The sequence below is a fragment of the Phenylobacterium sp. genome (assembly GCF_036677185.1).
Lineage (GTDB): Bacteria > Pseudomonadota > Alphaproteobacteria > Caulobacterales > Caulobacteraceae > Phenylobacterium.
In genome coordinates this window covers 268,263-289,664 of the sequence record NZ_JAKFEN010000020.1, presented here as the reverse complement: position 1 = coordinate 289,664, position 21,402 = coordinate 268,263, and the positions used below count along the sequence as shown (strand labels likewise).

Here is a 21,402-nt window from a genome sequence, read left to right as displayed (position 1 = left end):
CCGACTGTGCCCAGGCTGGCTCCCGTTAGGCCGGGTGCTTCGCGATACAATAAACTCCGCCCCGTTCCCTCGCCCGGCATCCCCAAAGGGATGCTGAAAATCCCTAAAGGCCATGGCAGCTCTTGAGCTTCGCCGCCCGGCTTGGTCAAGGACCCGCGGCCGCGCCAGCGGCGGCGCTCAGCGCCGTCCTTGAGGAAGCCGGGCGGCGGAGGTGGGCTGGCTGGGTGGCCTGGGAATTAAGTCTTGTGTCCCCGAATTTCCCCCGAATTTCCACTCCCGAATCTCCGCTCGTCATCCCGGTTTGCGAAGCAAGACCGGGACCCATGCACGCCGAGCCGGACGAGGGGGCTGCCTGGCGGGGTGTCCCCTATTCCGGCGCCTCTCTACGGCTGACCGGACCCGCGCATCTTCTCGACGGCGGCGTCCACCGCTGAGCAGTCTCCCGCATACGCCGCGATGCTCTTGGCGTCGTCCAGGTCAAAGATCGATCGCCACACTTCGCCAGGATTGTTGACGGCGCTTCCCATGTTCAATGGATCGGCCCGCATCGGTCCCACGCCCGTCAGGATGTCCATGTCGTCGGTCGTGTTCAGGTCGCCGTCTCGGTCGGCGACAATAGCCGCGAGGCTGTACTCGCCCTTGAACGCTTCCGGCCTCGGCCGCATCAGCGCGTAATAGGGACCCTTCTTCGGCAGCCCGGCGAGCCGAGCGCCATGCAGCGCAGGCGCCCCGTTGACGTAGATCTGCTTCAGCTTCCCGCCGGAGGTGTAATCCGCCGAGATGTTCCAGCGCCAGACGTAGTAGCTGCAGAGATTGATGTCGTAGAGGTACTTCTCGACATTCGCCCGGCGCGGATGGGCGATCAGGGTCGCTCCACCTTCCCCCACGAACACCGCCCGCACCTGGTCGCGTGTGGAGGGCTCGGAGAACCGTCCGCGCACCAGCGTCGTCATGTCGTCGAGGCTCGTCTCAGCCTCGAAGCGGAAGGGCTCAGCGGCATGCGCCATCGTGGCCATCGCCAAGGTCACGCCGACGCAGAATGCCTTGATCATTGGAGCCCCCGCCCCAGTGAAGCGGCTAGTCGGGTGGAAGTCAAAATAGCCGGCGCGAACATCCGGGACCTCCCATCACCCGTCGCCATGCATCCCTGGGATGCTGAAAACCCCTGAAGGCCATGGCAGCCTTTGAGCTTCGCCGCCCGGCTTGGTCAAGGACCCGCGGCCGCGCCAGCGGCGGCGCGCAGCGCCGTCCTTGAGGAAGGCGGGCGGCGGAGGTCAGCTCGGTGGTGGGCCTGGGAATTAAGTCCCCGAAATCCCCCAAGTTCCCCACGATACTCTACCCTGGCTTTGGCTGGCCGAAGCTGAAGGAAGCTGGGTTCTGCAGCATGTCGGCCATCTTTGCGAAGACCCGCAGACAGCCCGCTAGTTCCTCGTAGGACACGTTCCCGGTCCGCGTTTTCAATCCTTGGCCGGTAAGCCAGAGCGGCAGTGTCCAGTGGGCTTCATTGAGCCCCCTACGAATATCTTCGCCGTAGTGCTTTAGCCGATTAGAAGCTTCCCAGATGCGGCATTCCGCATCAGTCCGAGCGCCTTTCCGGTCGAACATGTTCTCTCGAAGATCAATGAGTATCTGCGTGTTCAAGAGCGTGACTTCCCAAGCCGCGACCGCTGCGAGGTAGTTCTGTGTGTCTGGCCTGCCGCTCTTGTAATTCGAGACACAGCCCAGCGCTTTTTCGCGCGCCGACTGGAAGGCACGGATCGCATTCTGAGTGCGGAACAGATGCGTCATCGCTGCCTGCTTCGAGTGAGATTCGAAGCGGGTGTCGAACAAGCTGTTCAGGAAGTGGTTTGAAAGCCAATGCTCGACCTCCGGAGAGACATCAGCAAGGTCAGGGATTTCCGCCTTCCGGAAGGTACTTATGCCGGGCGCGAACAGCTCATCGAGAAATTGGTCACTGAATTGAACGGCCATACTTTCCCTTTCGACTAAATTTCCGACCGCTTGCCCACAGATGTTCCGGAGGTATTCGTAGGCGGCACAATACTCACCTCCCCACCCTCTTTCGCCGCCCTGCATACCGCAAATGCTGAAAACCCCTGAAGGCCATGCCCAGCCCCGGAGCTTCGTCGCCCGGCTTGGTCAAGGAGCGCCGCAGGCGGCCGCGCCAGCGGCGGCGCTCAGCGCCGTCCTTGAGGAGGGCGGGCGGCGGAGGTCGGCTGGGCGGGTGAGGCGAGAATTTAGTACTGTGTCCCCGAAATCGCGAAATAAGTATCGCATCCCTTCATCCGTGACGCTTGCAACCACGAGACGATTGAGTAGCTTGTAGTGGGGCTGACGTAACCAGCGCCGATCCTGCGTGATCGGACAATGACAACCAAATATCTGAATCTATTTCCCAGACCACTGCTAGACGATTTGGTTGCGGGTCGCTGGCTACCTGTGGTCGGCGCAGGCATGTCGCTAAATGCGAACCTACCGCCTGGCAAGGCTATGCCGCTCTGGCCCAAGCTGGGCGAGAGTCTCAGCGAGGATCTTATTGATTTCTCGCCGACCGGCACTTTGGATGCAATTTCTGCATTTCAGCATGAGTTTGGCCGTTCGAGACTGATCGAACGCCTGATCGACATTCTGCACGTCAAGGACGCACAGCCAGGCCCCTCGCATAGCGCATTCTGCGAACTACCCTTCGATATCGCCTGCACGACGAACTTCGATTTTCTACTAGAGCGACAATATGAGCGCGGCCCCCGCTACGTCTATACCGTGGTCGACGAGGAACAGCTCTCCATCAACGGAGCTCCAGCCGGCACGTTGCTGCTGAAGCTCCACGGCGACTTGCGCCATCCCAGCCGCCTCGTGGTGACGGAAGAAGACTATGATGCCTTCCTTACAAAGTACCCACTCATAGCCACGTATCTGGCCAACCTTCTAATCACCAAGACGGCGGTATTCGTTGGCTACAGCCTCGATGACCCGGACTTCCGACAGATTTGGAACATAGTCACTAGTCGACTTGGCCGCACACGCCGGATGGCTTACGCGATCATGGTAGACGCAGGGCCGTCTGAGATCGCTCGCTATGAACGCCGCGGAGTAAAAGTCGTCAATCTTCCGGGACCGAAGTCCCGCTATGGCGAAATTCTCGCCGGCGCTTTCTCGGAACTACACGCTCATTGGCGCGACAACGTCCTATCGGCCAGCAAGGTGACCGAAGAAGAGCCTCTACGGGAGTTGCTCCTACCGCGTGACACCCAGACTCGGCTTTGTTTCTTTTCAATCGCGCTCGACCGCCTTTCGCTCTATCGCAGCGAAGTCTTTCCTTACGTTCAGGCACTTGGCCTAGTGCCTGTGACCGCCGATGACGTGATCTCACCTGGCGACAACTTCAACGCCAAGATCGATGCGCTGATCGACAGGTCGGCGGTCATGGTGGTGGAACCTACGACGCAGCACACTCGCGCGGAACTTCGTATGGCACTTGGCCGTCGTGGGCGCGCCGAACCGGGCGGTGGTCTGCGCCCTCAAATGAGAACAATCATCGTAAGCAATGATCCGCCAGTGGCCTTGGAAGATATTTTAGTTCCTGGCGTCTTCCACATCGCGGCTGACAGCCTCACTGATGATCCGAGCCGGTTCGCCAGTGAACTCAGTGCAGTTCTCTCTATTATCGCCCATGATCTGGGTTTGGGCTGGGAACAAGAACCTCAGCGTCTTCTAATGCAGGGTGAAGGCCGAGCAGCGGTCATCTCAGCTATGACGCTGTTGGAGGCGCGGCTTCGTGAGACACTTCCCCCTCGGGCCTCGACGCTGGAATCGCGATTCCCTACCAAGCATCGTGTTGAGTCCCTCAGGGCGCTACTTGATCAAGCAACGGCGCTGGAACTGATATCCCTTAAGCAGCGAAAGCGCCTGGATTCCTGGATGAAGCTTCGCAACGAGATAGTCCACACGGGCATGATTGTTACGCAGGCTAGGGCTCGAGACGCCGTCAATGGCATCATGGAGGTCTTTCGCGGATTACCTCCGGGACCTTAGCTTTATGCGCATGCTCGAACGCCACCCGGTTGCCTTGGGCGCTGGAGAAGTCGAGCCCCGGTCGGTCCCGGCCTTGGGGATCGCTGTCGGCACCCACGCAACCGCTCATTGTGTTGTTGTCCTGATCGTAGCCTAGGCGCCTGGCCCGATATCCATTTCCCAACACCGAGGATCTTGGCCGGAAGGAGCGCCACCTCGTGGGCGCCGTTCTCGAATTGCAGTTGCATTGTCGCGTCGCGGTCTCAAGGATGCGCGGCTTGAAGCTTAACCGTTGAGGTTGCAGTGCTCCCGAAGATCCCGATCAGTGTTTGGGCTAGCCTGGGCGTCGCCCTCATTGCCGGCTTCACACTCGGAAGCCCGCTGCACGCCGTGCTTCTCGGCGTCGGATACTATTTCCTGGTGACGGTGATCGGGCTCGCTCGGAAGCAGTAGGCCCCCCTACCCCACCCCCATCCGCGCATACATCGCCTGGGCCTGCGCCCCGTCCACATACACATCCTTGCGCGTCACCAGCCCCGCGGCGTCGACGTTCACCACATCGACCATGTCCACCCTGGCGGTGAACGCCTCCCCCGCCTTGTCGGTCAGCTCAGCCACCATGGTCCATTCGAACACCCAGAAGTCGTCGCCGAACATGAGACGGTGCATCTCCCAGCCGAAGTGCGGGAAGCGCGCGAACACCCCGGCATAGTGCTTGGCCAGGGCTTCGCGGCCGCGCACCGGCGCGCTGCCGTCGCGCATCCAGAACATCGCGTCGGGCGAATTGAGCGCCACGATCCGCTGCGGATCGTTGGACTCCCAGGCGGCGTGGCTGGCGTCGAACACCGCTTGCAGCGGATGGGCGGTGGCGGCGTGTTCGGCGGCGGTGATCGCTTGCGACATTGGCGGCTCCATTTGCAAACTCAGAGTCCGTAAATGCAGACTTGGAGTCTGTAAGTCAAGCGCGTCCGGCGTCGTCAAGGGCCTGGGCGCAGGCCCGACAACAACAGCTCCAGGGTCGCGCAATGGGCCCGCGCGGCCGCTTCCGGATCGTCCGCGGCGCCGCTGGCGAGCGCGGCCTCCATGATCGCCCCCAGCAGCAGGCGCGTGGCCGAGTCGATCTGCGCCGCGTCGGCGTCAGTCCCCATCAGGCCGGTCACGCTGGCGCGCACGATGCCGGCGAAATGCTTGTCGTCGATCTCCCGCCACCGCTGCCAGCCCAGCACCACCGGGCCGTCGATCAGCAGGATCTGGCGCGCCTCGGGCTGAATGGCGCCGTCCACATAGGCCAGGATGCTCTGGGCCACCGCCTGGGGCGAGGCGCCCCGGGGCGCGGCCCCGGCGCCTTCCATCAGCCGCGCGGCCAGCCCCGCCTGGACCCGGTCCAGCACCTGCTCGAACACATCCCGCTTGGACGGGAACTGGTGGTAGAAGGCGCCCTTCTTGTAGCCGGCCGCCGCCGCGATCTCGTCGATGCTGACCGCCTCATAGCCCCTGGTCCGGAAGAGCTCATGGGCGGCGGCGAGGATCGCCTTGGTCGTCGCCGCGCTCCGCGCCGCCTGCCGCACCGCCCCTAGACCGGCTCGTAGTTGAGGATCGGCGCCAGCCAGCGCTCGGCCGTCTTCAGGTCCCAGCCCTTGCGCTTGGCGTAGTCCTCGACCTGGTCCTTCTCGATCCGGCCGACCCCGAAATAGTGGCTCTCGGGGTGGGCGAAATAGACCCCCGAGACGCTGGCCGGCGGGTTCATGGCGAAGCTCTCGGTGAGCTCCATGCCGGTGGCCGCCTCGGCGTCGAGGATGCGGAACAGCTCGGCCTTTTCCGTGTGGTCGGGCTGGGCCGGATAGCCGGCCGCCGGGCGGATGCCGCGGTACTTCTCGGCGATCAGGGCGTCGATGTCGAAGGGCTCGTCCGGGGCGTAGCCCCAGAGCTCGGTGCGCACCTTGCGGTGCATCGCCTCGGCGAAGGCCTCGGCCAGCCGGTCGGCCAGGGCCGCGGCCAGGATGGCGTTGTAGTCGTCGCCGGCGTCCTTGAACTTGCGTGCGATCTCCAGCTCGCCATGGCCGGCGGTGACGGCGAAGCCGCCGATCCAGTCGGGCTTGGTCCCCTTGGGCGCGATGAAGTCGCTGAGCGCCACATTGGCCCGGCCTCCGTCGGCCTGGGTCTGGGATTTCGGCATCTGCTGGCGCAGGGTGTGCAGCCGGGTGAGCTCGCTCGTGCGGCTCTCGTCGGCATAGAGCACCACGTCGTCGCCCTCGGCCTGGGCCGGCCAGAAGCCGACCACGCCGCGGGCCTCGAACCACTTCTCGGCGATGATCTTCTCCAGCATCGCCTGGGCATCCTTGTAGAGGTCGCGGGCGGCCTCGCCGACCACGTCGTCCTCCAGGATCTGCGGGAAGCGGCCCACCAGCTCCCAGCTGGCGAAGAACGGCGACCAGTCGATGTGCTTGGCGAGGTCGGCCAGGTCGTAGGCGACGAACGCCCGCGTGCCGATGAAGCTGGGCTTCGGCGGTTCGTAGGCGCTCCAGTCCGGCGCGAAGGCGTTGGCGCGGGCCTCGGCGATGGTGGACCGGGCGCGGTTCCCCTGGCCCCGGGCGAACTGCTCGCGCACCTTGACGTATTCGGCCCGGGTCTCGGCCTGCAGCCGCACCTTCTCGCTGGGCGAGAGCAGGCCCGAGACCACCCCCACCGCCCGGCTGGCGTCCAGCACATAGGTGGTGGAGCCGGCCTTGTACTGCGGCTCGATCTTCACCGCCGTGTGGGTCTTGGAGGTGGTGGCGCCGCCGATCAGCAGGGGGATGTTGAAGCCCCGTCGCTCCATCTCGCTGGCCACATAGACCATCTCGTCCAGGCTGGGCGTGATCAGGCCCGAGAGGCCGACGATGTCGACCTTGTGGGCGATGGCCTCGTCGAGGATGCGGTCGGCCGGAACCATGACGCCCAGGTCGATGACCTCGTAATTGTTGCACTGAAGGACCACGCCGACGATGTTCTTGCCGATGTCGTGGACGTCGCCCTTGACGGTGGCCATCAGGATCTTGCCCGCCGCCTCGCGCGGCTTGCCCTCCTTCTCGGCCTCCATGAACGGCATGAGATAGGCCACGGCCTGCTTCATAACCCGGGCGGACTTCACCACCTGGGGCAGGAACATCTTGCCCGAGCCGAACAGGTCGCCGACCACGTTCATGCCGCCCATCAGCGGGCCTTCGATGACGTGCAGCGGGCGCACGGCCTGGCTGCGCGCCTCCTCGGTGTCGGCCTCGATATATTCGGTGACCCCGTGGACCAGGGCGTGGGTGATCCGCGCCCCGATCGAGCCTTCGCGCCAGGTGAGGTCGGGGCCCTTCTGCTCGGACTTGCCGCCCTTGTACTTGGGCGCCAGCTCCACCAGCCGCTCGGTGTTGGTGAGTTTGGGGTCGCGCTGCGGGCGGTTGAGGATCACGTCCTCGACGGCGACGCGCAGCTCTTCGGGGATGTCGTCATAGACCGGCAGGTCGCCGGCGTTGACGATGCCCATGTCCATGCCCGCGGCGATGGCGTGGTAGAGGAAGACCGAGTGGATCGCCCGGCGGACCGGCTCATTGCCCCGGAAGCTGAACGAGACATTGGAGACCCCGCCCGAGATCCGCGCGTGCGGCAGGGTCTGCTTGATGACCCGCGTGGCCTCGACGAAGTCCACCGCGTAGTTGTCGTGCTCCTCGATCCCCGTCGCCACGGCGAAGATGTTGGGATCGAAAATGATGTCTTCCGGCGGGAACCCCACTTGGTCGACCAGTATCTTGTAAGCACGCTCACAGATTTCGATCTTGCGCCGGGCGGTATCGGCCTGACCCACTTCATCAAAGGCCATGACCACGACTGCGGCGCCATACCTCAAACATGCCTTGGCCTGCTCAACGAACTTGGCCTCACCTTCCTTCATCGAGATCGAATTGACGATCGCCTTGCCCTGGACGCACTTCAGGCCGGCCTCGATGACCTCCCATTTCGAGCTGTCGATCATGATCGGAACCCGCGCGATGTCGGGCTCGGCGGCGATCAGGTTGAGGAAGGTCTTCATGGCCTGGACGGAGTCGAGCAGACCCTCATCCATATTGACGTCGATGATCTGCGCCCCGGCCTCGACCTGCTGGCGCGCGACGCTCAGGGCCTCCGGATAGTTCCCCTCGGCGACGAGCTTCCGGAACTTGGCCGACCCGGTGACATTGGTCCGCTCGCCGACGTTTACAAAGATAGGTCTCATGCCAGCTCGAACGGCTCCAGGCCGGAAAGTCTCATGGCCGTCGGCCGTTCAGGGATCTGGCGCGGCGTGACGCCCTTCACGGCGTCGGCCACGTGGGCGATGTGGTCCGGGGTGGTGCCGCAACAGCCCCCCAGGATGTTGACCAGCCCGCGCTCGGCCCATTCGTGCAGCTCGTGGGCGGTCTGGTGCGGCTGCTCGTCGTACTCGCCCATGGCGTTGGGCAGGCCGGCGTTGGGATAGGCCGAGACCAGGGTGTCGGCGATCCGCGACAGCTCGGCGATGTGGGGCCGCATCAGGTCGGCGCCCAGCGCGCAGTTGAGCCCGATGGCGAAGGGCTTGGCGTGTTTCACCGAGTTCCAGAAAGCCTCCACCGTCTGGCCCGAGAGCGTACGCCCCGAACGGTCGGTGATGGTGCCCGAGATCCAGATCGGCAGGGGCTCGTAGCCCTCGTCCTGCAAGTCGAGGATCGCCTTGATCGCGGCCTTGCAGTTCAGCGTGTCGGTGATGGTCTCGATCAGGAACAGATCCACGCCCCCGTCGTGCAGGGCGATCATCTGTTCGCGATAGGCCTGGTAGACCTCCTCGAACGTGACGAGCCGCGCGCCCGGGTCGTTCACGTCCGAGGACATCGACAGCATCTTGTTCAGCGGCCCGACTGAGCCGGCCACGAAACGCGGCTTATGCGGTTCCTTGGCGCTCCAGCGGTCGGCGACCTCGCGGGCGATCTTCGCGCCCTGGAAGTTGATGTCGTAGACCGCCTCGCCGCACTCGTAGTCGGCCTGGGCGATGGTGGTCGCCGAGAAGGTGTTGGTCTCGGAGATGTCGGCGCCGGCCGCGTAGTACTGGTCGTGCAGGTCGGCGATGATGTCCGGCCGGGTGATGCACAGCAGGTCGTTGTTGCCCTTGAGCTCGGAATTGTGGCCCGCGAACCGATCGCCGCGATAGTCGGCCTCCACCAACCCGCGCTTCTGGATCATCACCCCCCAGGACCCGTCCAGCACCAGGACGCGCTCCTTCGCGATTTGATGAAGTTTTTCGATACGTTGAGCGCGGCTCATGCGGCAAACTCCGTCGGGACCTCGCGGACCCCCAGGACCCGGCAGATCGCATAGACCAGGTCGGCTCGGTTGAGGGTGTAGAAATGGAAGTCCGAATAGCCTTCCTCGGCCAGGCGGACGCACATCTCGGTGGCCACGGAGCCCGCGATCAGCTTGCGGGTCTCCGGATCCTTGTCGAGCCCCTCGAACAGGTTCCCCAGCCAGGCGGGCAGCGGGATCCCGCACGGCGCGGCCATCTTCTTCAGCCCCTTGAAGTTCGACACCGGCATGATCCCCGGCGAGATCGGGATGGTGATCCCGGCCTTGCGGACCTTGTCCATGAAGAACAGGAAGGCGTCGATGTCGTAGAAAAACTGGGTGATGGCCCTGGTCGCCCCGGCGTCGATCTTAGCCTTCAGCACGTCGATGTCGTGGTCGAGCGACGGGCTCTCGGGATGCTTCTGCGGATAGAGGCTGACGCTGACCTCGAAAGGCGCGATGGCCTTGATCCCGGCCGTCAGATCGGTGGCGTTGAGATAGCCGTCCGCGCGCGGCGCATAGACCCCGCCCAGGGAACCCGGCGGATCGCCGCGCAGGGCCACGATGTGACGGATGCCGGCGTCCCAATAGTCCTGCACGACCTCGTCGACCTCGGCCTTGGAAGCCTCGACGCAGGTCAGGTGCGCGGCCGGACGCAGGGTGGTCTCCTTCAGCATCCGCACCACCGTGCGGTGGGTGCGCTCGCGGGTGGAGCCGCCCGCGCCATAGGTCACGGAGACGAAGGACGGGTTCAGCGGCTCCAGCCGGCGGATCGCTTCCCACAGGTTCTCTTCGGCATCGGGCGTCTTCGGCGGCGAGAACTCGAAGGAAACCGAGGGGCGCGGCGCGGTCCCGGCGCCGGCGCGCGCCACGGGGCCGAGCGCGGTGTCTTGCGGGCTCATGCGGCGCTCCTTTGGGACTGACGGGCGCGTTCGGCGACCCAGATCTTGACGGTGAGCCCTTCGGAACGGGCCGGCGGCAGGGCGGCGGCCCGAACCTTCGAGAGGCCCGCCTCGTTCAGCCAGCGTTCCATCTCGGGCTCGGAGAAACCCAGCCGCCGGTGCTGGTGCTGCTCGCGCAGGAACTCCAGGGTGTGCGGGGCGAAGTCGACGATCAGCAGCCGGCCGCCCTCGGCCACCAGGCGTGCGGCCTCGCGCACCGCCGCGGCGGGATCGGCCAGGTAATGCAGCACCTGATGGACCACCACGAGGTCGGCGCTCTGGTCCGGCAGGCGGGTTCCGAAGATGTCGCCGTGGCGCAGTTCGCAACGCTCCAGTCCGGCCTCGGCCACGTGGTTGCGCGCGATGTTCAGCATCTGCTGGGAGAGGTCGAGACCGAGCGCCGCCTCGGCCTGCGGTCCCAGCAGGGTCAGCATCCGGCCGGTGCCCGAGCCCAGGTCCACCAGCCGCTTGAAGGGGCCCGGCCCCGCGGCCTGGAGAATGGCGTCCTCGACGGCGGTCTCCGACACATAGAGCGAGCGGATTTCATCCCAGCGCGCGGCGTTGCGGGCGAAGTACTCTCCGGCCTCGGCGGAACGTTCGCCGCGCACCGACTGCAGGCGCTCGGCGTCACGGCCCAACCCCAGGTCGGTGGGATCGATCAGCGCCAAGGTCTCATCGACCAACTGGCGGGCGTCGCCGCCGGTGACCAGCCGGTAGAATACCCAGGCGCCGTCCGGGAACCGTTCGACCAGCCCGGCCTCGGCCAGCAGCTTGAGATGTCGGGAAACGCGGGGCTGGCTCTGGTCGAGAACCCGGCAGAGCTCCAGCACCGCCAGCTCCTCGCGGGCCAGCAGGGCCAGGATGCGCAGGCGCGTCGGCTCGCCCGCCGCGCGCAACACCTCGACCGCCTGGATCGTTGAGAGAGTCATGACGACATAAAGATATCCTTATGTCTTTATGTCAAGTTAAGGCAGCCCCGCGAGCGCGCATTCTAGCACATTGCCTTGCGAAAGCGTTTCACGCCGAAACCGGGCTCATCACCGGCTCGCCGGCCAGGAACAGGCGTACGTTCTCCAGCGCCTGTCCGACCATCCGTGGGATCGAATCCACGGTGCCCCCGGCGGTGTGCGGGGTCAGGACTACATTGGGCACATCGGCCCAGCGCGCCGCCGGGGTCGGCTCGGTCTCGAACACGTCCAGTCCCGCCCGGCCAAGACGTCCGTCCTTCAGCGCGGCGATCAAGGCGTCCTCGTCGATGATCGAGCCGCGCGCCACGTTGACGATCATGCCGCGCGGGCCGACCGCTTCGATGACGGCGCGGTCCACGGCGCGGCGATTGCTCTCGTCGGCGCGGCTGGCGACCACCAGGATGTCGCTGGCCTGCGCCAGGGCCAGCAGGTTCTCGGCCCGAGGCCAGGGCGCGTCCGGCTTGGCCCGCGGGCCCCACCAGGCGATCTCCATGCCGAACGCCTGGGCCCGCACGGCCACCGCCTCGCCGATGGCGCCCAGACCCATGATCCCGACCTTGCGGCCGCGCAGTCCGGCGCGAGGGCCCATGCGGTCACCGTCACGCCAGCCGCCGGCGCGGACCACCCCGTCGCCCACCACGATATTGCGCCATCCCGCGATCAGCAGGCCCATGGCGTGGTCGGCCACGTCGTCGGCGTTCAACCCCTTGGCGTGGGTGACCTCGATCCCCTTCGCCCGCGCGGCCGGGACGTTCACCCCGTCATAGCCGACGCTGACGCAGGCGATCAGGCCGAGCATCGGCAGGGTCGCCAGGAACTCCGGCTCCAGCGCGATCTCGCCGGCATGAACGACGGCGCGGGCTTGGGCGGCCTGCTCCGGCGTCAGGTCCCAACGTCGCGCCACCTCATAGCCTTGCCCCTCCAGCGCCGGCTGCATGGGCGAGAGCATCTGGTGAGATAGCAGGACGACGGGCTTGGCGGGCATGAGACATCTCCAGGCGACCGGCGAGCCATAGCCAAGCCGGCCGGCCGCGTCATGCGCCTTGACTCGGGATCGCGGATTCTGGCCTTAAGGCGCAGGTGGGCCCGCGAGGCGGCGAACAAATATCGCGCCCACATCGAACCCTCGCGAGACTTGCGCGAGCGTACGCCCATGGCCTCCTCCACGGACCATCTTCCATGACCGCTCCCAGCGCCCTCTGGCGCGACGGCGACTTCACTCGCCTCTGGGCTGCCCAGGCCGTCTCGGCGTTCGGCGCCCGCATCACCCGCGAGGGCCTGCCGATCATGGCCGTCGTGGCCTTGGGCGCCGGGGCCGCGACCCTGGGCGTGCTGGCGGCCATCGCCAGCGCAGCCGCCGTCCTCGCGGGGCTGGCCGGCGGCGGCTATGTCGACCGGGTGCGGCGCCGGCCGCTGCTGATCGCCGCCGACCTGGTCCGCGCGGGCGTGCTGATCGCCATTCCGCTGGCGGCCTGGCTCGGGGTCCTGAGCCTGGTTCAGGTCTTCGCCGCCGCAGCCATCGTCGCGGCCGCGAGCGTGATCTTCGACATCGCCAGCCACGCCTATCTACCGGGCCTGATCGGCCGCGCCGCCCTCGTCGACGGCAATTCCAAGCTGGCCTCGACAGAAGCCGTGGCCGAGGTCGGCGGCCCAGCCCTGGCTGGTGTCCTCTTCCAGTGGCTGACGGCGCCGTTCGCGGTGGCCGTCAACGCGGCGACCTACCTGGCCTCGGCCGGGCTGCTGGCCCTGATCCGGGAGCCTGAACCCGCAGCCGAGCCGGAACCGCCAGCGCCCTGGCTGACCGAGGCCGTCCAGGGCTTCCGCCTGGCCTGGGCCGAGGCCCGGGTGCGCGCCCTGCTGCTGATGGGGATCGCCCAGGGGCTGTTCGGCGGGGTGTTCTCGGCGCTCTACATCCTGTTCGCACTGCGCACCCTCGGCCTGCCGACCTCGGTCCTGGGCGTGGCTATCGCCGCCGGCGGCGTGGGCGCGCTGGCGGGCTCCTGGCTCGGCCCCTGGCTCGCGAGACGCCTGGGGGTCGGCCCCGCCATCCTGACGGCGATCCTCGGCGCCGGCCTCTCGGCCATGGCCATCCCCCTGGCGCCGACCGACCGCCTGGGCGCGAGCGTCGTGCTCATCGCCACCCAGATCAGCGGCGACGCCTTGGCCGTGGCGGCGGGCGTGCTGACCGCCACCCTGCGCCAGACCCTGCTGCCGCAGCAGGTGCTGGGCCGGGTCGCGGGCGCCTTCCACGCCTCCGCGGGTGGCGTGGCGATCCTGGGCGCCCTGGGCGGTGGGGCGCTGGGCGCCCTGATCGGCCCGCGCCTGGCGCTCTTCGCCGCCGCCGTGGGCTTCCTCAGCATCCCGCTGATCGGCGCGCTGTCGCCGTTGCGGCAGGTCCGCGAGATGCCGGGCGCCGATTGACCTGGACACCCCGCGGCACAATCTGATGGCCCATGAGCGAACGCGTCCCCCACATGCCGGCGATCTTCGTCGGCCACGGCAGCCCGATGAACGCCCTGGGCGGACCCTATGCCGAGACCTGGCGGGCCCTGGGCGAGAGCCTGCCCCGCCCCAAGGCCATCCTCTGCATCTCGGCCCACTGGTATGTGGAGGAGACAGCGGTGACGGCCATGAACGCGCCGCGCACGATCCATGACTTCTACGGCTTCCCCAAGCCGCTCTACGACATCGCCTATCCCGCGCCCGGCGACGCCTGGCTGGCCGACCGGGTCAGCGACCTGCTGGCCCCGATCCCGGTGCGCCACGACCAGGACTGGGGTCTGGACCACGGCGCCTGGTCGGTGCTGATGCATCTCTTCCCGCAGGCCGACGTGCCCGTCCTGCAACTGGCCATCGACCGGGGCCAGCCGGCCGCCTTCCACTACGAGCTCGGCCGCAAGCTGGCGGAACTCCGCGAGGAAGGCGTGCTGATCCTCGGCTCGGGCGACTGGGTGCACAATCTCGGCCTGGCCATCCGCGCCCAGAGCGCCACGCCCTTCGACTGGGCCGATCGCTTCAACGAGACGGTGAAGGCCCTGATCACGGTCCACGATCACGGCCCGCTGATCGACTGGATCAGCCTGGGCCAGGACGCGGCCCTGTCGATCCCCACCGACGAGCACTACCTGCCACTGCTCTATGTCCTGGGCGCTCAGGGCCAGGACGACGAGGTCGCCTTCTTCAACGACGCCATCGAGCTGGGCGCCATCAGCATGACCGGCGTGACGATCGGCCGGGCGGCTTAGACCGCGAAGATCCAGCCCGGCGGCAGGCTCGCGAGAGTCACCCGGGACAGCACAAGCTGGTCGCCGGCGCCCAGGTCGACCACCACGTCGAAGCCGACCTGCTGGACCGTGAAGTCCGAGCGACCCTCCACCCTCACCCGGTCGCCCTGGGTCGCTGAGAAATCGCTGACCCTGTCGAGCCCGTAGCCGGTCGAGAGATTGAAGATGTCGGCGCCGCTATCCCCACTGAGACAATCGGAGCCTCGGTCTCCGAACAGCCAGTCGTCGCCGGCGCCACCTTGAATGTAGTCGTCATCCTGGCCGCCGCGCAGGGTGTCCGCGCCGTCGCCGCCGTCACATAGATCCGCGCCCATATTGCCGTAGACGAGGTCGTTTCCCTTGTCCCCATGCACGCGGTCATTGTCCTTCCCCCCGACCACCCAGTCGTCGCCGAGCCCGCCATAGATGATGTCCTGGCCCATATTGCCATTGATGTCGTCGAAGCCGTCGCCGCCGGTGATGTAGTCGTCGCCGCCGTCGCCCCGCAGATAGTTTTGGCCCGTGTGGTCGCTGATGTAGTCGTGGCCGTCACCGCCACGGAGGGTGTCGTTCCCCGTTCCACCCGTCACCGTGTCGACACCGAGCATGAAGACCTCGACGATCTTGTCCCAGGTCAGATCGGGCAACAGCTCGAAGAAGTCGGCCGCCGGCATGGCGATGTAGTCGATGCCCACCACGAGTTCGAGGCCGCCGGAATAGATCCAGAAGCCGGTGACCACGCCGCTCGCGGGCACGCCGTTCGCGTCGAAGTCGGCCAAGTCGACGCCGGCTACACGGATGGATTCGCCCAGGGCGGAGAAGTAGTAGGCGGTCGTCGGTCGCGGTGCGAACTGAGGCCGCAGGACATCGAAGTCCGGCAGCCTCTGGCCGATCATGTCGCCGCGTTCGGGCAGGCTGACTGTGGTCAAGGTCGTTCCCCCGGAACGCTCTAGAAGTCCGCCACGATCCAGCCGGCCGGGAGGGTCGACAGCGTCACCCCCACCAGCACCATCTGGTCGCCCGCGCCCAGGTCGATCACAGTGTCCGCGCCCTGCTGACTGACCGTGTAGGCCTTGCCGATCTCGAGCTGCACCCGGTCGCCCTGGCCCGCCGAGAAGTCGATGATCTGGTCCAGTCCCGAGCCGGCGAAGATGTGGAAGGTGTCGGCGCCGTCGCCGCCGGAGATGGTGTCGGAACCCCGGTCGCCGGAGATCCAGTCATCGCCGCCGCCGCCGGACAGGGTGTCGTTGTCCTGCCCCCCGCGCATGACGTCGCGGTCGGCGCCGCCGTAGAGGGTGTCAGCGCCCATATTGCCGTAGAGGACGTCGATCCCCGAACCGCCCTCCAGGTGGTCGCTGTCCTTGCCCCCGACCACCCAGTCGTCGCCCTGGAAGCCCAGGACCGTGTCATTGCCCATATTGCCGTGCAGGTCGTCGAATTCGACGCCGCCCTCGAGATAGTCGTCGCCTTCCTCGCCGCGGATGAAGTTGCGGCCGGCCTGGTCGATCAGGATGTCGTCGCCCGCTCCGCCCATCAGCTTGTCGTCGCCGCCGAAGCCGTAGAGCTCGTTGGCTCCCGCGTCGCCGATCAGGGTGCTGTTGTAGTCGCTCGCCCCGAAAATCCCCTCGATCCCGGTCAGCCGGTCGAGGCCGAAGCCGGTGGCTTGCGACCCCGTGAGGTTGAGGTCGACGATGATCGCATTGGTGGCCGCGCTGTAGTCGGCGAAGTCGTAGCCCGTTCCGCCTTCGACGATGTCGTCGCCGGAGCCCCCGTCCAAAAGGTCGTCACCCGACCCGCCGCGCAGGATATCGGCCCCGCCCAGTCCCGCGAGGACGTCATCACCCGCGTCGCCGTCGAACTCGTCGATGCCGTCGCCGCCGATTACAAAGTCAGCGGTCGCCCCGCCGTGGACCCGGAGGTCCAGTTCGCCGCCGATGATCAGTTCGGCGTTGTCGATACGGATATGCCCCAGGGGCGCGGCCTGGTTCAGCCAGACCTCGATCGGGCCGGTCTGCTCGTCCAGGTACACCCAGTCGATCCCGGCGCCGCCGTCGATCCAGTCGGCGCCCAGGCCGGCGGTGAAGTCGTCGTCCCCCGCGCCGCCCGAGAGGCTGTCGGCTCCCGCCGCGCCCTCGATGGAGTCATGGCCTGCCCCACCGATCAGGGTGTCGGCGAGGAGCGTCCCGATCAGGGTCTGGTCTTCAGGCGTCGTCACGTGGACGCCGCCCGGCGCGGTGCTGCTCATAAACATGGTCGTCCCCCGACTGGCGAACGACCATGACAGTGGCGGCACGCACTTTGCGCCATCATGGCGGGTTCCCCCGCCCCGAGTCTACCCTGGCGGGCGGCCCGGTGGTGGGTTTCTACCGCGTGAACTTGTGGAACTTGATCCGGTGGGGGATCAGGCTGTCGGCGCCCAGGCGGCGCTTCTTGTCCTCTTCATAGGCCTCGAAGTTGCCCTCGAACCATTCCACGTGGCTGTCGCCCTCGAAGGCCAGGATGTGGGTGGCCAGGCGGTCCAGGAACCAGCGGTCGTGGGAGATGACCACGGCGCAGCCAGCGAATTCCTCCAGGGCCTCTTCCAGGTTCTGCAGGGTCTCGATGTCCAGGTCGTTGGTCGGTTCGTCGAGCAGGATCAGGTTGCCGCCGGTGGTCAGCGTCTTGGCCAGGTGGACGCGGTTGCGCTCCCCGCCCGAGAGCTGGCCGACCTTCTTCTGCTGGTCGCCGCCCTTGAAGTTGAACGACCCCACATAGGAGCGCGTGTTGATCTCGCGCTTGCCCACGGTGAGGATGTCCAGGCCCTGGGAGACCTCCTGCCAGATGGTCTTGTTGGGATCGAGCGCGTCGCGGCTCTGGTCCACATAGGCGAGCTTCACGGTCTCGCCGACCCGGAAAGTCCCGCCATCGGGGGTCTCCTGGCCGGTGATGATCTTGAACAGGGTCGACTTGCCGGCGCCGTTGGGCCCGATGACGCCGACGATGCCGTTGGGCGGCAGCTTGAAAGACAGGTCCTCGAACAGCACCTTGTCGCCATAGGCCTTCGAGAGGTTCTGAGCCTCCAGCACCACGCCGCCCAGGCGCGGGCCGGGCGGGATCTGGATGGTGGCGGTGGTCTGGGCGCCGCGGGCGTTCTCCTGCTCGCGGACCATCTGGTCATAGGCGGCCAGACGGGCCTTGGACTTGGCCTGGCGGGCCTTGGCGCCGGAGCGCACCCATTCCAGTTCGCGGGTCATGGCGCGCTGGCGGGCGGCGGACTCCGACTGCTCCTGCACGACGCGCTTGGTCTTCTGCTCCAGCCAGCCGGAATAGTTGCCCTCGTAGGGGATGCCCTTGCCGCGATCGAGCTCCAGCGTCCACTTGGTGACCTGATCCAGGAAGTAGCGGTCGTGGGTGACAAGGATCACGCAGCCCGGGAAGGCCTCCAGGTGGTGCTGCAGCCAGGCCACGGACTCCGCGTCCAGGTGGTTGGTCGGTTCGTCCAGCAGCAGCATGTCGGGCTTGGAGAGCAGCAGGCGGGCCAGCGCGATGCGGCGCTTCTCACCGCCCGACAGCTTGTCCACCGGCCAGTCGTTGGGCGAGCAGCGCAGGGCGTCCATGGCCATCTCGATCTTGGAATCGATGTCCCACAGGTCGCCGGCGTCGATCTTCTCCTGGAGGGCGGTCATCTCCTCCATCAGCTCGTCGGAATAGTCCTCGCCCAGCTTGGCGGCGATCTCGTTGTAGCGGTCGAAGATCTTCTTCTCTTCGCACCACGCGATGACGTTGCCCCAGACGTTGAGCTGCTCGTCGAGGTGGGGTTCCTGCTCCAGGTAGCCCATCTTGACGCCGTCGGCGGCCTTGGCCTCGCCGTTAAATTCCGTATCGATCCCGGCCATGATCTTCAGCAGCGTCGACTTGCCGGAGCCGTTGACGCCCACCACGCCGATCTTGGCGTCGGAATAGAACGACAGCCAGATGTTCTCGAACACCTTCTTGCCGCCGGGATAGGCCTTGGTCAGGCCCTGCATCTGATAAATGTATTGCTGCGCCATGAGGCGTCCGCGCTCGCTTCTTCGAAAAGAGGGGAATTCGCGGAGGGAGATAGCGGTCGGGGCCGCTCGGCGCAACGGCGCGCGACCTTTCGCGCCACGCGTCTAAGGCAAAATACGCCGTCCGCCCGGAGCAGGCGGGCGAACGGCGTCCGCCGCTTACCGCGCGGCGAGAGTGCTGTCGGACTTCGACTGGGCCGCCAGGCGGTTGCAGACGGAGACATTGCCGGCCGAGAGGGTGCGGCCGCGGCTGGTGTAGGAGGCCAGCGGCCCCACGGCGGCGGCCACCTTGCGGCATTCCTTCATCAGCGAATCGAGACCCGCCTTCTTGTCGGCCACGCCGACACAGGCGTCGCCGTCACAGGTCCATTCCACGCCCTCGACCACGGTGGCGGCTGGGGACGATACCGGGGTGGCGAGCTTGGCCTCGGCGCGGAAGCCGGCGGCGAAGGCGGGGCTCGCGGCGAGCACGGCGCAGGAGAGGAAGCCTGCGGAGAAAAGCTTCAATTGCATTGTGCGCTCCAAAGACTTAAAAAAGGCACGATCGGTCACTACCGCTCAAAGAGCACGATCGGTCACTTTCTGTCAAGCGGGGAGGCTTGGCTTTGCGCAAGGGCGACGCCACTAAGGCGCGGATTCTCGATGAGACCGCGCGACAGGCTGCGGTGAAGGGCTTTGGGGCGGTCAGCCTCAATGACGTGGCCGAGGCCGTGGGCCTCTCCAAGAGCGGCCTCTTCAAGCATTTCGAGTCCAAGGAAGTCATGGAGCTGGCGACCCTGGACCAGGGTTTCGACCGCTTCGTGGACTACATATTGGGGCCCGTCGGGACCTTGCCCCCGGGCCGGCCGCGCGTGGAAATGATCTTCGATCGCTGGCTCGACTGGTCCGAGGTGGAGAACGCCGCCGGCGGCTGCCTGATCGTGGCCGCCAGCGTCGAGCTGGACGACCAGCCGGGTCCGCTACGCGACCTCCTGATCCGCCGCGTCAAGCAATGGCGCAAGGCGCTGGCCCGCGAGGTGAAGGCGCTGCGCGATCCCGAGCTCTCCGACGAGGAGGCCGCCAGCGTGGGCTTCCAGATGAAGAGCTACGTCCTGGGCCAGGCCGACGCCAAGCGGCTGATGGGGGATTCCACCGCCCGCAAGGCCGCCCACGCCGCCTTCGCCGCCCTGCTGGACCGCACGGTGGCCGGCTAGGAACCGAACCGCGCGGCCGGGCGCGGCCCTTGTCATGTCCGCCGGGGCGCCGCTTCATCGGGCCTTAGCGGGTGGGGGCGTGGCATGAAGATCCTGGTGGGCGCGACGATGGCGATGACCCTGGCGACGGGCGCGATGGCGGCGGAGGATCTCGCCCTCGCCTCCTTCGCCCAGCAGCAACAGGCCATGGCCTCGGGCGCCGCCAGCTCGGAGAGCCTCACCCGGACCTATCTCGACCGCATCGAGGCGATGAACCGCAAGGGCCCGAGGCTCAACGCCGTCATCGCCCTGAACAGCCACGCCCTGGCCGACGCCCGAAAGCTGGACGCCGAGCGCAAGGCCGGAAAGGTCCGCGGCCCCCTGCACGGCGTGCCGATCCTCCTGAAGGACAACATCGAGTCCTGGGACGGCACGGCCACCACCGCCGGCTCCCTGGCCCTGAAGGACAACGTGCCCGAGCGCGACGCGCCCTTGGTCAGGCGCCTGACCGACGCCGGGGCCGTTATCCTGGGCAAGGCCAACCTGTCGGAATGGGCCAACTACCGCTCCTCCCGCTCGATCAGCGGCTGGAGCGCGGTGGGCGGGCTGGTGCGCAATCCCCACGCCCTGGACCGCGGGGCCTGCGGCTCGTCGTCCGGCTCCGGCACGGCGGTGGCGGCAGGGCTGGCGGCCGGCGCGGTCGGCACCGAGACCGACGGTTCGATCACCTGCCCGGCGACCATGAACGGCGTGGTGGGCCTGAAGCCCACGGTCGGCCTGGTCTCGCGCACCCACGTCGTCCCGATCTCGGCCAGCCAGGACACCGCCGGGCCCATGACCCGCAATGTCGCCGACGCCGCGGTCATGCTGACGGCCCTGGCCGGCACCGACCCCGCCGACCCGGCGACCGGTGAGGCTGACGCCCGCCGGACCGACTACCTGAAGGCCCTCGACGCCGGGGCGCTGAAGGGCGCTCGGATCGGCGTCCTGCGCAACATGGCGGGTCGCCATCCGGGGATCGACGCGGCCTACGATAGGGCCCTGGCCACCCTCAAGGCCGGCGGCGCAGTGCTGGTGGAGGTCCCCGCCCCCAGCACCACCGCCATCGCCGCCGCCGAGGAGCTGGTGCTACGGTCCGAGTTCAAGGCTGGCGTGAACGCCTATCTGGCCAGCACCTCGCCCGCCAAGGTCAAGACCCGCACCCTGGCCGACCTCATCGCCTTCAACGAGGCGAACGCCGATCGCGAGATGCCGCTGTTCGGCCAGGAGACCTTCAAGACCGCCCAGGCCGCGCCGGGGCTGGACGACCCGAGCTATCTCAAGGCCCGCGATGACGCCCGGCGACTGGCGGGGGCCGAGGGGATCGACAAGTGGCTGAAGGACGCCAATGTCGAGGTGCTGGTGGCGGTCTCCGGCGGCCCCGCGCCGCGGGTCGATCCGGTCAATGGCAGCCGCTGGCTGGGCTCGTTCTCCAGTCCACCGGCCGTGGCGGGCTATCCGCACCTGACCGTGCCCATAGGCGAGGTCTCAGGCCTGCCGGTGGGCTTGTCCTTCATCGGAACCGCCTGGTCAGACGCGCGGCTGCTGTCCCTGGGCTACGCCTTCGAGCAGGCGACCCATGCCCGCCTGACGCCGACCTTCGCGACCTCCGTCGACCTGCGCCCGGAGATCGCCGGCGCCTACGACGTGAAACCCTAGCC

At 67.0% G+C, this 21,402-nt stretch carries 19 protein-coding genes; 6 read left to right on the top strand and 13 right to left on the bottom strand.

The annotated features are described in order from the left end of the window. Nucleotides 1-383: 383 nt before the first annotated feature. The gene (locus V6M51_RS11925; RefSeq protein ID WP_332767413.1) at nt 384-1,052 is read right to left on the bottom strand and encodes a hypothetical protein; all 669 of its coding nucleotides are present in this window, start codon (nt 1,050-1,052) and stop codon (nt 384-386) included. A gap of 283 nt (nt 1,053-1,335) precedes the next feature. Further along, nucleotides 1,336-1,971 carry a hypothetical protein gene (locus V6M51_RS11920; protein ID WP_332767411.1) on the bottom strand — a complete coding sequence of 212 codons (636 nt, stop codon included), beginning with the start codon at nt 1,969-1,971 and terminating at the stop codon, nt 1,336-1,338. A gap of 396 nt (nt 1,972-2,367) precedes the next feature. On the opposite strand from V6M51_RS11920, the gene V6M51_RS11915 reads away from it, so the two are divergent. Both V6M51_RS11915 and V6M51_RS11910 read left to right on the top strand, forming a co-directional pair. Next, on the top strand, nt 2,368-4,035 hold the full coding sequence (locus V6M51_RS11915) for an SIR2 family NAD-dependent protein deacylase (protein WP_332767409.1): 1,668 nt from the start codon (nt 2,368-2,370) through the stop codon (nt 4,033-4,035). Nucleotides 4,036-4,317: 282 nt separating this feature from the next. Then, nucleotides 4,318-4,467, top strand: coding sequence for a hypothetical protein (locus V6M51_RS11910; protein ID WP_332767407.1), 150 nt, complete (start codon nt 4,318-4,320; stop codon nt 4,465-4,467). Between the two features lie 6 nt (nt 4,468-4,473). Here V6M51_RS11910 and V6M51_RS11905 read toward each other — a convergent pair whose 3' ends face one another. The 7 genes from V6M51_RS11905 to V6M51_RS11875 all read right to left on the bottom strand — a co-directional run bounded on the left by V6M51_RS11905 (nt 4,474) and on the right by V6M51_RS11875 (nt 12,224). Beyond that, on the bottom strand, nt 4,474-4,917 hold the full coding sequence (locus V6M51_RS11905) for a nuclear transport factor 2 family protein (RefSeq protein ID WP_332767405.1): 444 nt from the start codon (nt 4,915-4,917) through the stop codon (nt 4,474-4,476). Nucleotides 4,918-4,991: 74 nt separating this feature from the next. Beyond that, nucleotides 4,992-5,582, bottom strand: a complete 591-nt coding sequence (locus V6M51_RS11900; RefSeq protein WP_332767403.1) for a TetR/AcrR family transcriptional regulator — start codon at nt 5,580-5,582, stop codon at nt 4,992-4,994. 5 nt (nt 5,583-5,587) lie between these two features. Beyond that, nucleotides 5,588-8,254 (bottom strand): methionine synthase, encoded by a 2,667-nt coding sequence (metH, locus tag V6M51_RS11895; RefSeq protein WP_332767401.1) that lies wholly within the window; start codon nt 8,252-8,254, stop codon nt 5,588-5,590. After that, nucleotides 8,251-9,312, bottom strand: a complete 1,062-nt coding sequence (locus tag V6M51_RS11890; RefSeq protein WP_332767400.1) for a homocysteine S-methyltransferase family protein — start codon at nt 9,310-9,312, stop codon at nt 8,251-8,253. The genes metH and V6M51_RS11890 overlap by 4 nt, the downstream gene beginning before the upstream one ends. After that, the gene (metF, locus tag V6M51_RS11885; protein ID WP_332767399.1) at nt 9,309-10,232 is read right to left on the bottom strand and encodes a methylenetetrahydrofolate reductase [NAD(P)H]; all 924 of its coding nucleotides are present in this window, start codon (nt 10,230-10,232) and stop codon (nt 9,309-9,311) included. The genes V6M51_RS11890 and metF overlap by 4 nt, the downstream gene beginning before the upstream one ends. After that, entirely contained in the window at nt 10,229-11,200 is a 972-nt protein-coding gene (locus V6M51_RS11880; protein WP_332767398.1) for an ArsR/SmtB family transcription factor, read from the bottom strand. Before V6M51_RS11880 ends, metF begins: the two co-directional genes overlap by 4 nt. 88 nt (nt 11,201-11,288) lie before the next feature. Beyond that, complete coding sequence (locus tag V6M51_RS11875) at nt 11,289-12,224, bottom strand: 2-hydroxyacid dehydrogenase (protein WP_332767397.1); 936 nt, start codon at nt 12,222-12,224, stop codon at nt 11,289-11,291. A gap of 194 nt (nt 12,225-12,418) precedes the next feature. Between V6M51_RS11875 and V6M51_RS11870 the strand changes: the two genes are divergently transcribed. Both V6M51_RS11870 and ygiD read left to right on the top strand, forming a co-directional pair. Continuing rightward, nucleotides 12,419-13,660 carry an MFS transporter gene (locus tag V6M51_RS11870; protein WP_332767396.1) on the top strand — a complete coding sequence of 414 codons (1,242 nt, stop codon included), beginning with the start codon at nt 12,419-12,421 and terminating at the stop codon, nt 13,658-13,660. Between the two features lie 32 nt (nt 13,661-13,692). Beyond that, nucleotides 13,693-14,484, top strand: a complete 792-nt coding sequence (gene ygiD, locus V6M51_RS11865) for a 4,5-DOPA dioxygenase extradiol (RefSeq protein ID WP_332767394.1) — start codon at nt 13,693-13,695, stop codon at nt 14,482-14,484. On the opposite strand, the gene V6M51_RS11860 is transcribed toward ygiD, so the two are convergent. The 4 genes from V6M51_RS11860 to V6M51_RS11845 form a co-directional block, all read right to left on the bottom strand. Further along, the gene (locus V6M51_RS11860; protein WP_332767392.1) at nt 14,481-15,431 is read right to left on the bottom strand and encodes a calcium-binding protein; all 951 of its coding nucleotides are present in this window, start codon (nt 15,429-15,431) and stop codon (nt 14,481-14,483) included. The two genes, ygiD and V6M51_RS11860, sit on opposite strands and share 4 nt — an antisense overlap. 20 nt (nt 15,432-15,451) lie before the next feature. Next, nucleotides 15,452-16,753 (bottom strand): calcium-binding protein, encoded by a 1,302-nt coding sequence (locus tag V6M51_RS11855; protein ID WP_332767390.1) that lies wholly within the window; start codon nt 16,751-16,753, stop codon nt 15,452-15,454. A 112-nt stretch (nt 16,754-16,865) separates the two neighbouring features. After that, nucleotides 16,866-18,533 (bottom strand): energy-dependent translational throttle protein EttA, encoded by a 1,668-nt coding sequence (gene ettA, locus V6M51_RS11850; protein WP_332767388.1) that lies wholly within the window; start codon nt 18,531-18,533, stop codon nt 16,866-16,868. Nucleotides 18,534-18,689: 156 nt separating this feature from the next. Then, a complete protein-coding gene (locus V6M51_RS11845; protein WP_332767386.1) occupies nt 18,690-19,043 on the bottom strand; it encodes a CC_3452 family protein in 354 nt (117 codons plus the stop codon). A gap of 86 nt (nt 19,044-19,129) precedes the next feature. Here V6M51_RS11845 and V6M51_RS11840 point away from each other — a divergent pair, with 86 nt between their 5' ends. Together V6M51_RS11840 and V6M51_RS11835 are read left to right on the top strand one after the other, a co-directional pair. Continuing rightward, nucleotides 19,130-19,723: a TetR/AcrR family transcriptional regulator gene (locus V6M51_RS11840; RefSeq protein ID WP_332767385.1), complete on the top strand. Its 594-nt coding sequence runs from the start codon at nt 19,130-19,132 to the stop codon at nt 19,721-19,723. 84 nt (nt 19,724-19,807) lie between these two features. After that, complete coding sequence (locus tag V6M51_RS11835; protein ID WP_332767384.1) at nt 19,808-21,400, top strand: amidase; 1,593 nt, start codon at nt 19,808-19,810, stop codon at nt 21,398-21,400. Nucleotides 21,401-21,402: the final 2 nt, after the last annotated feature.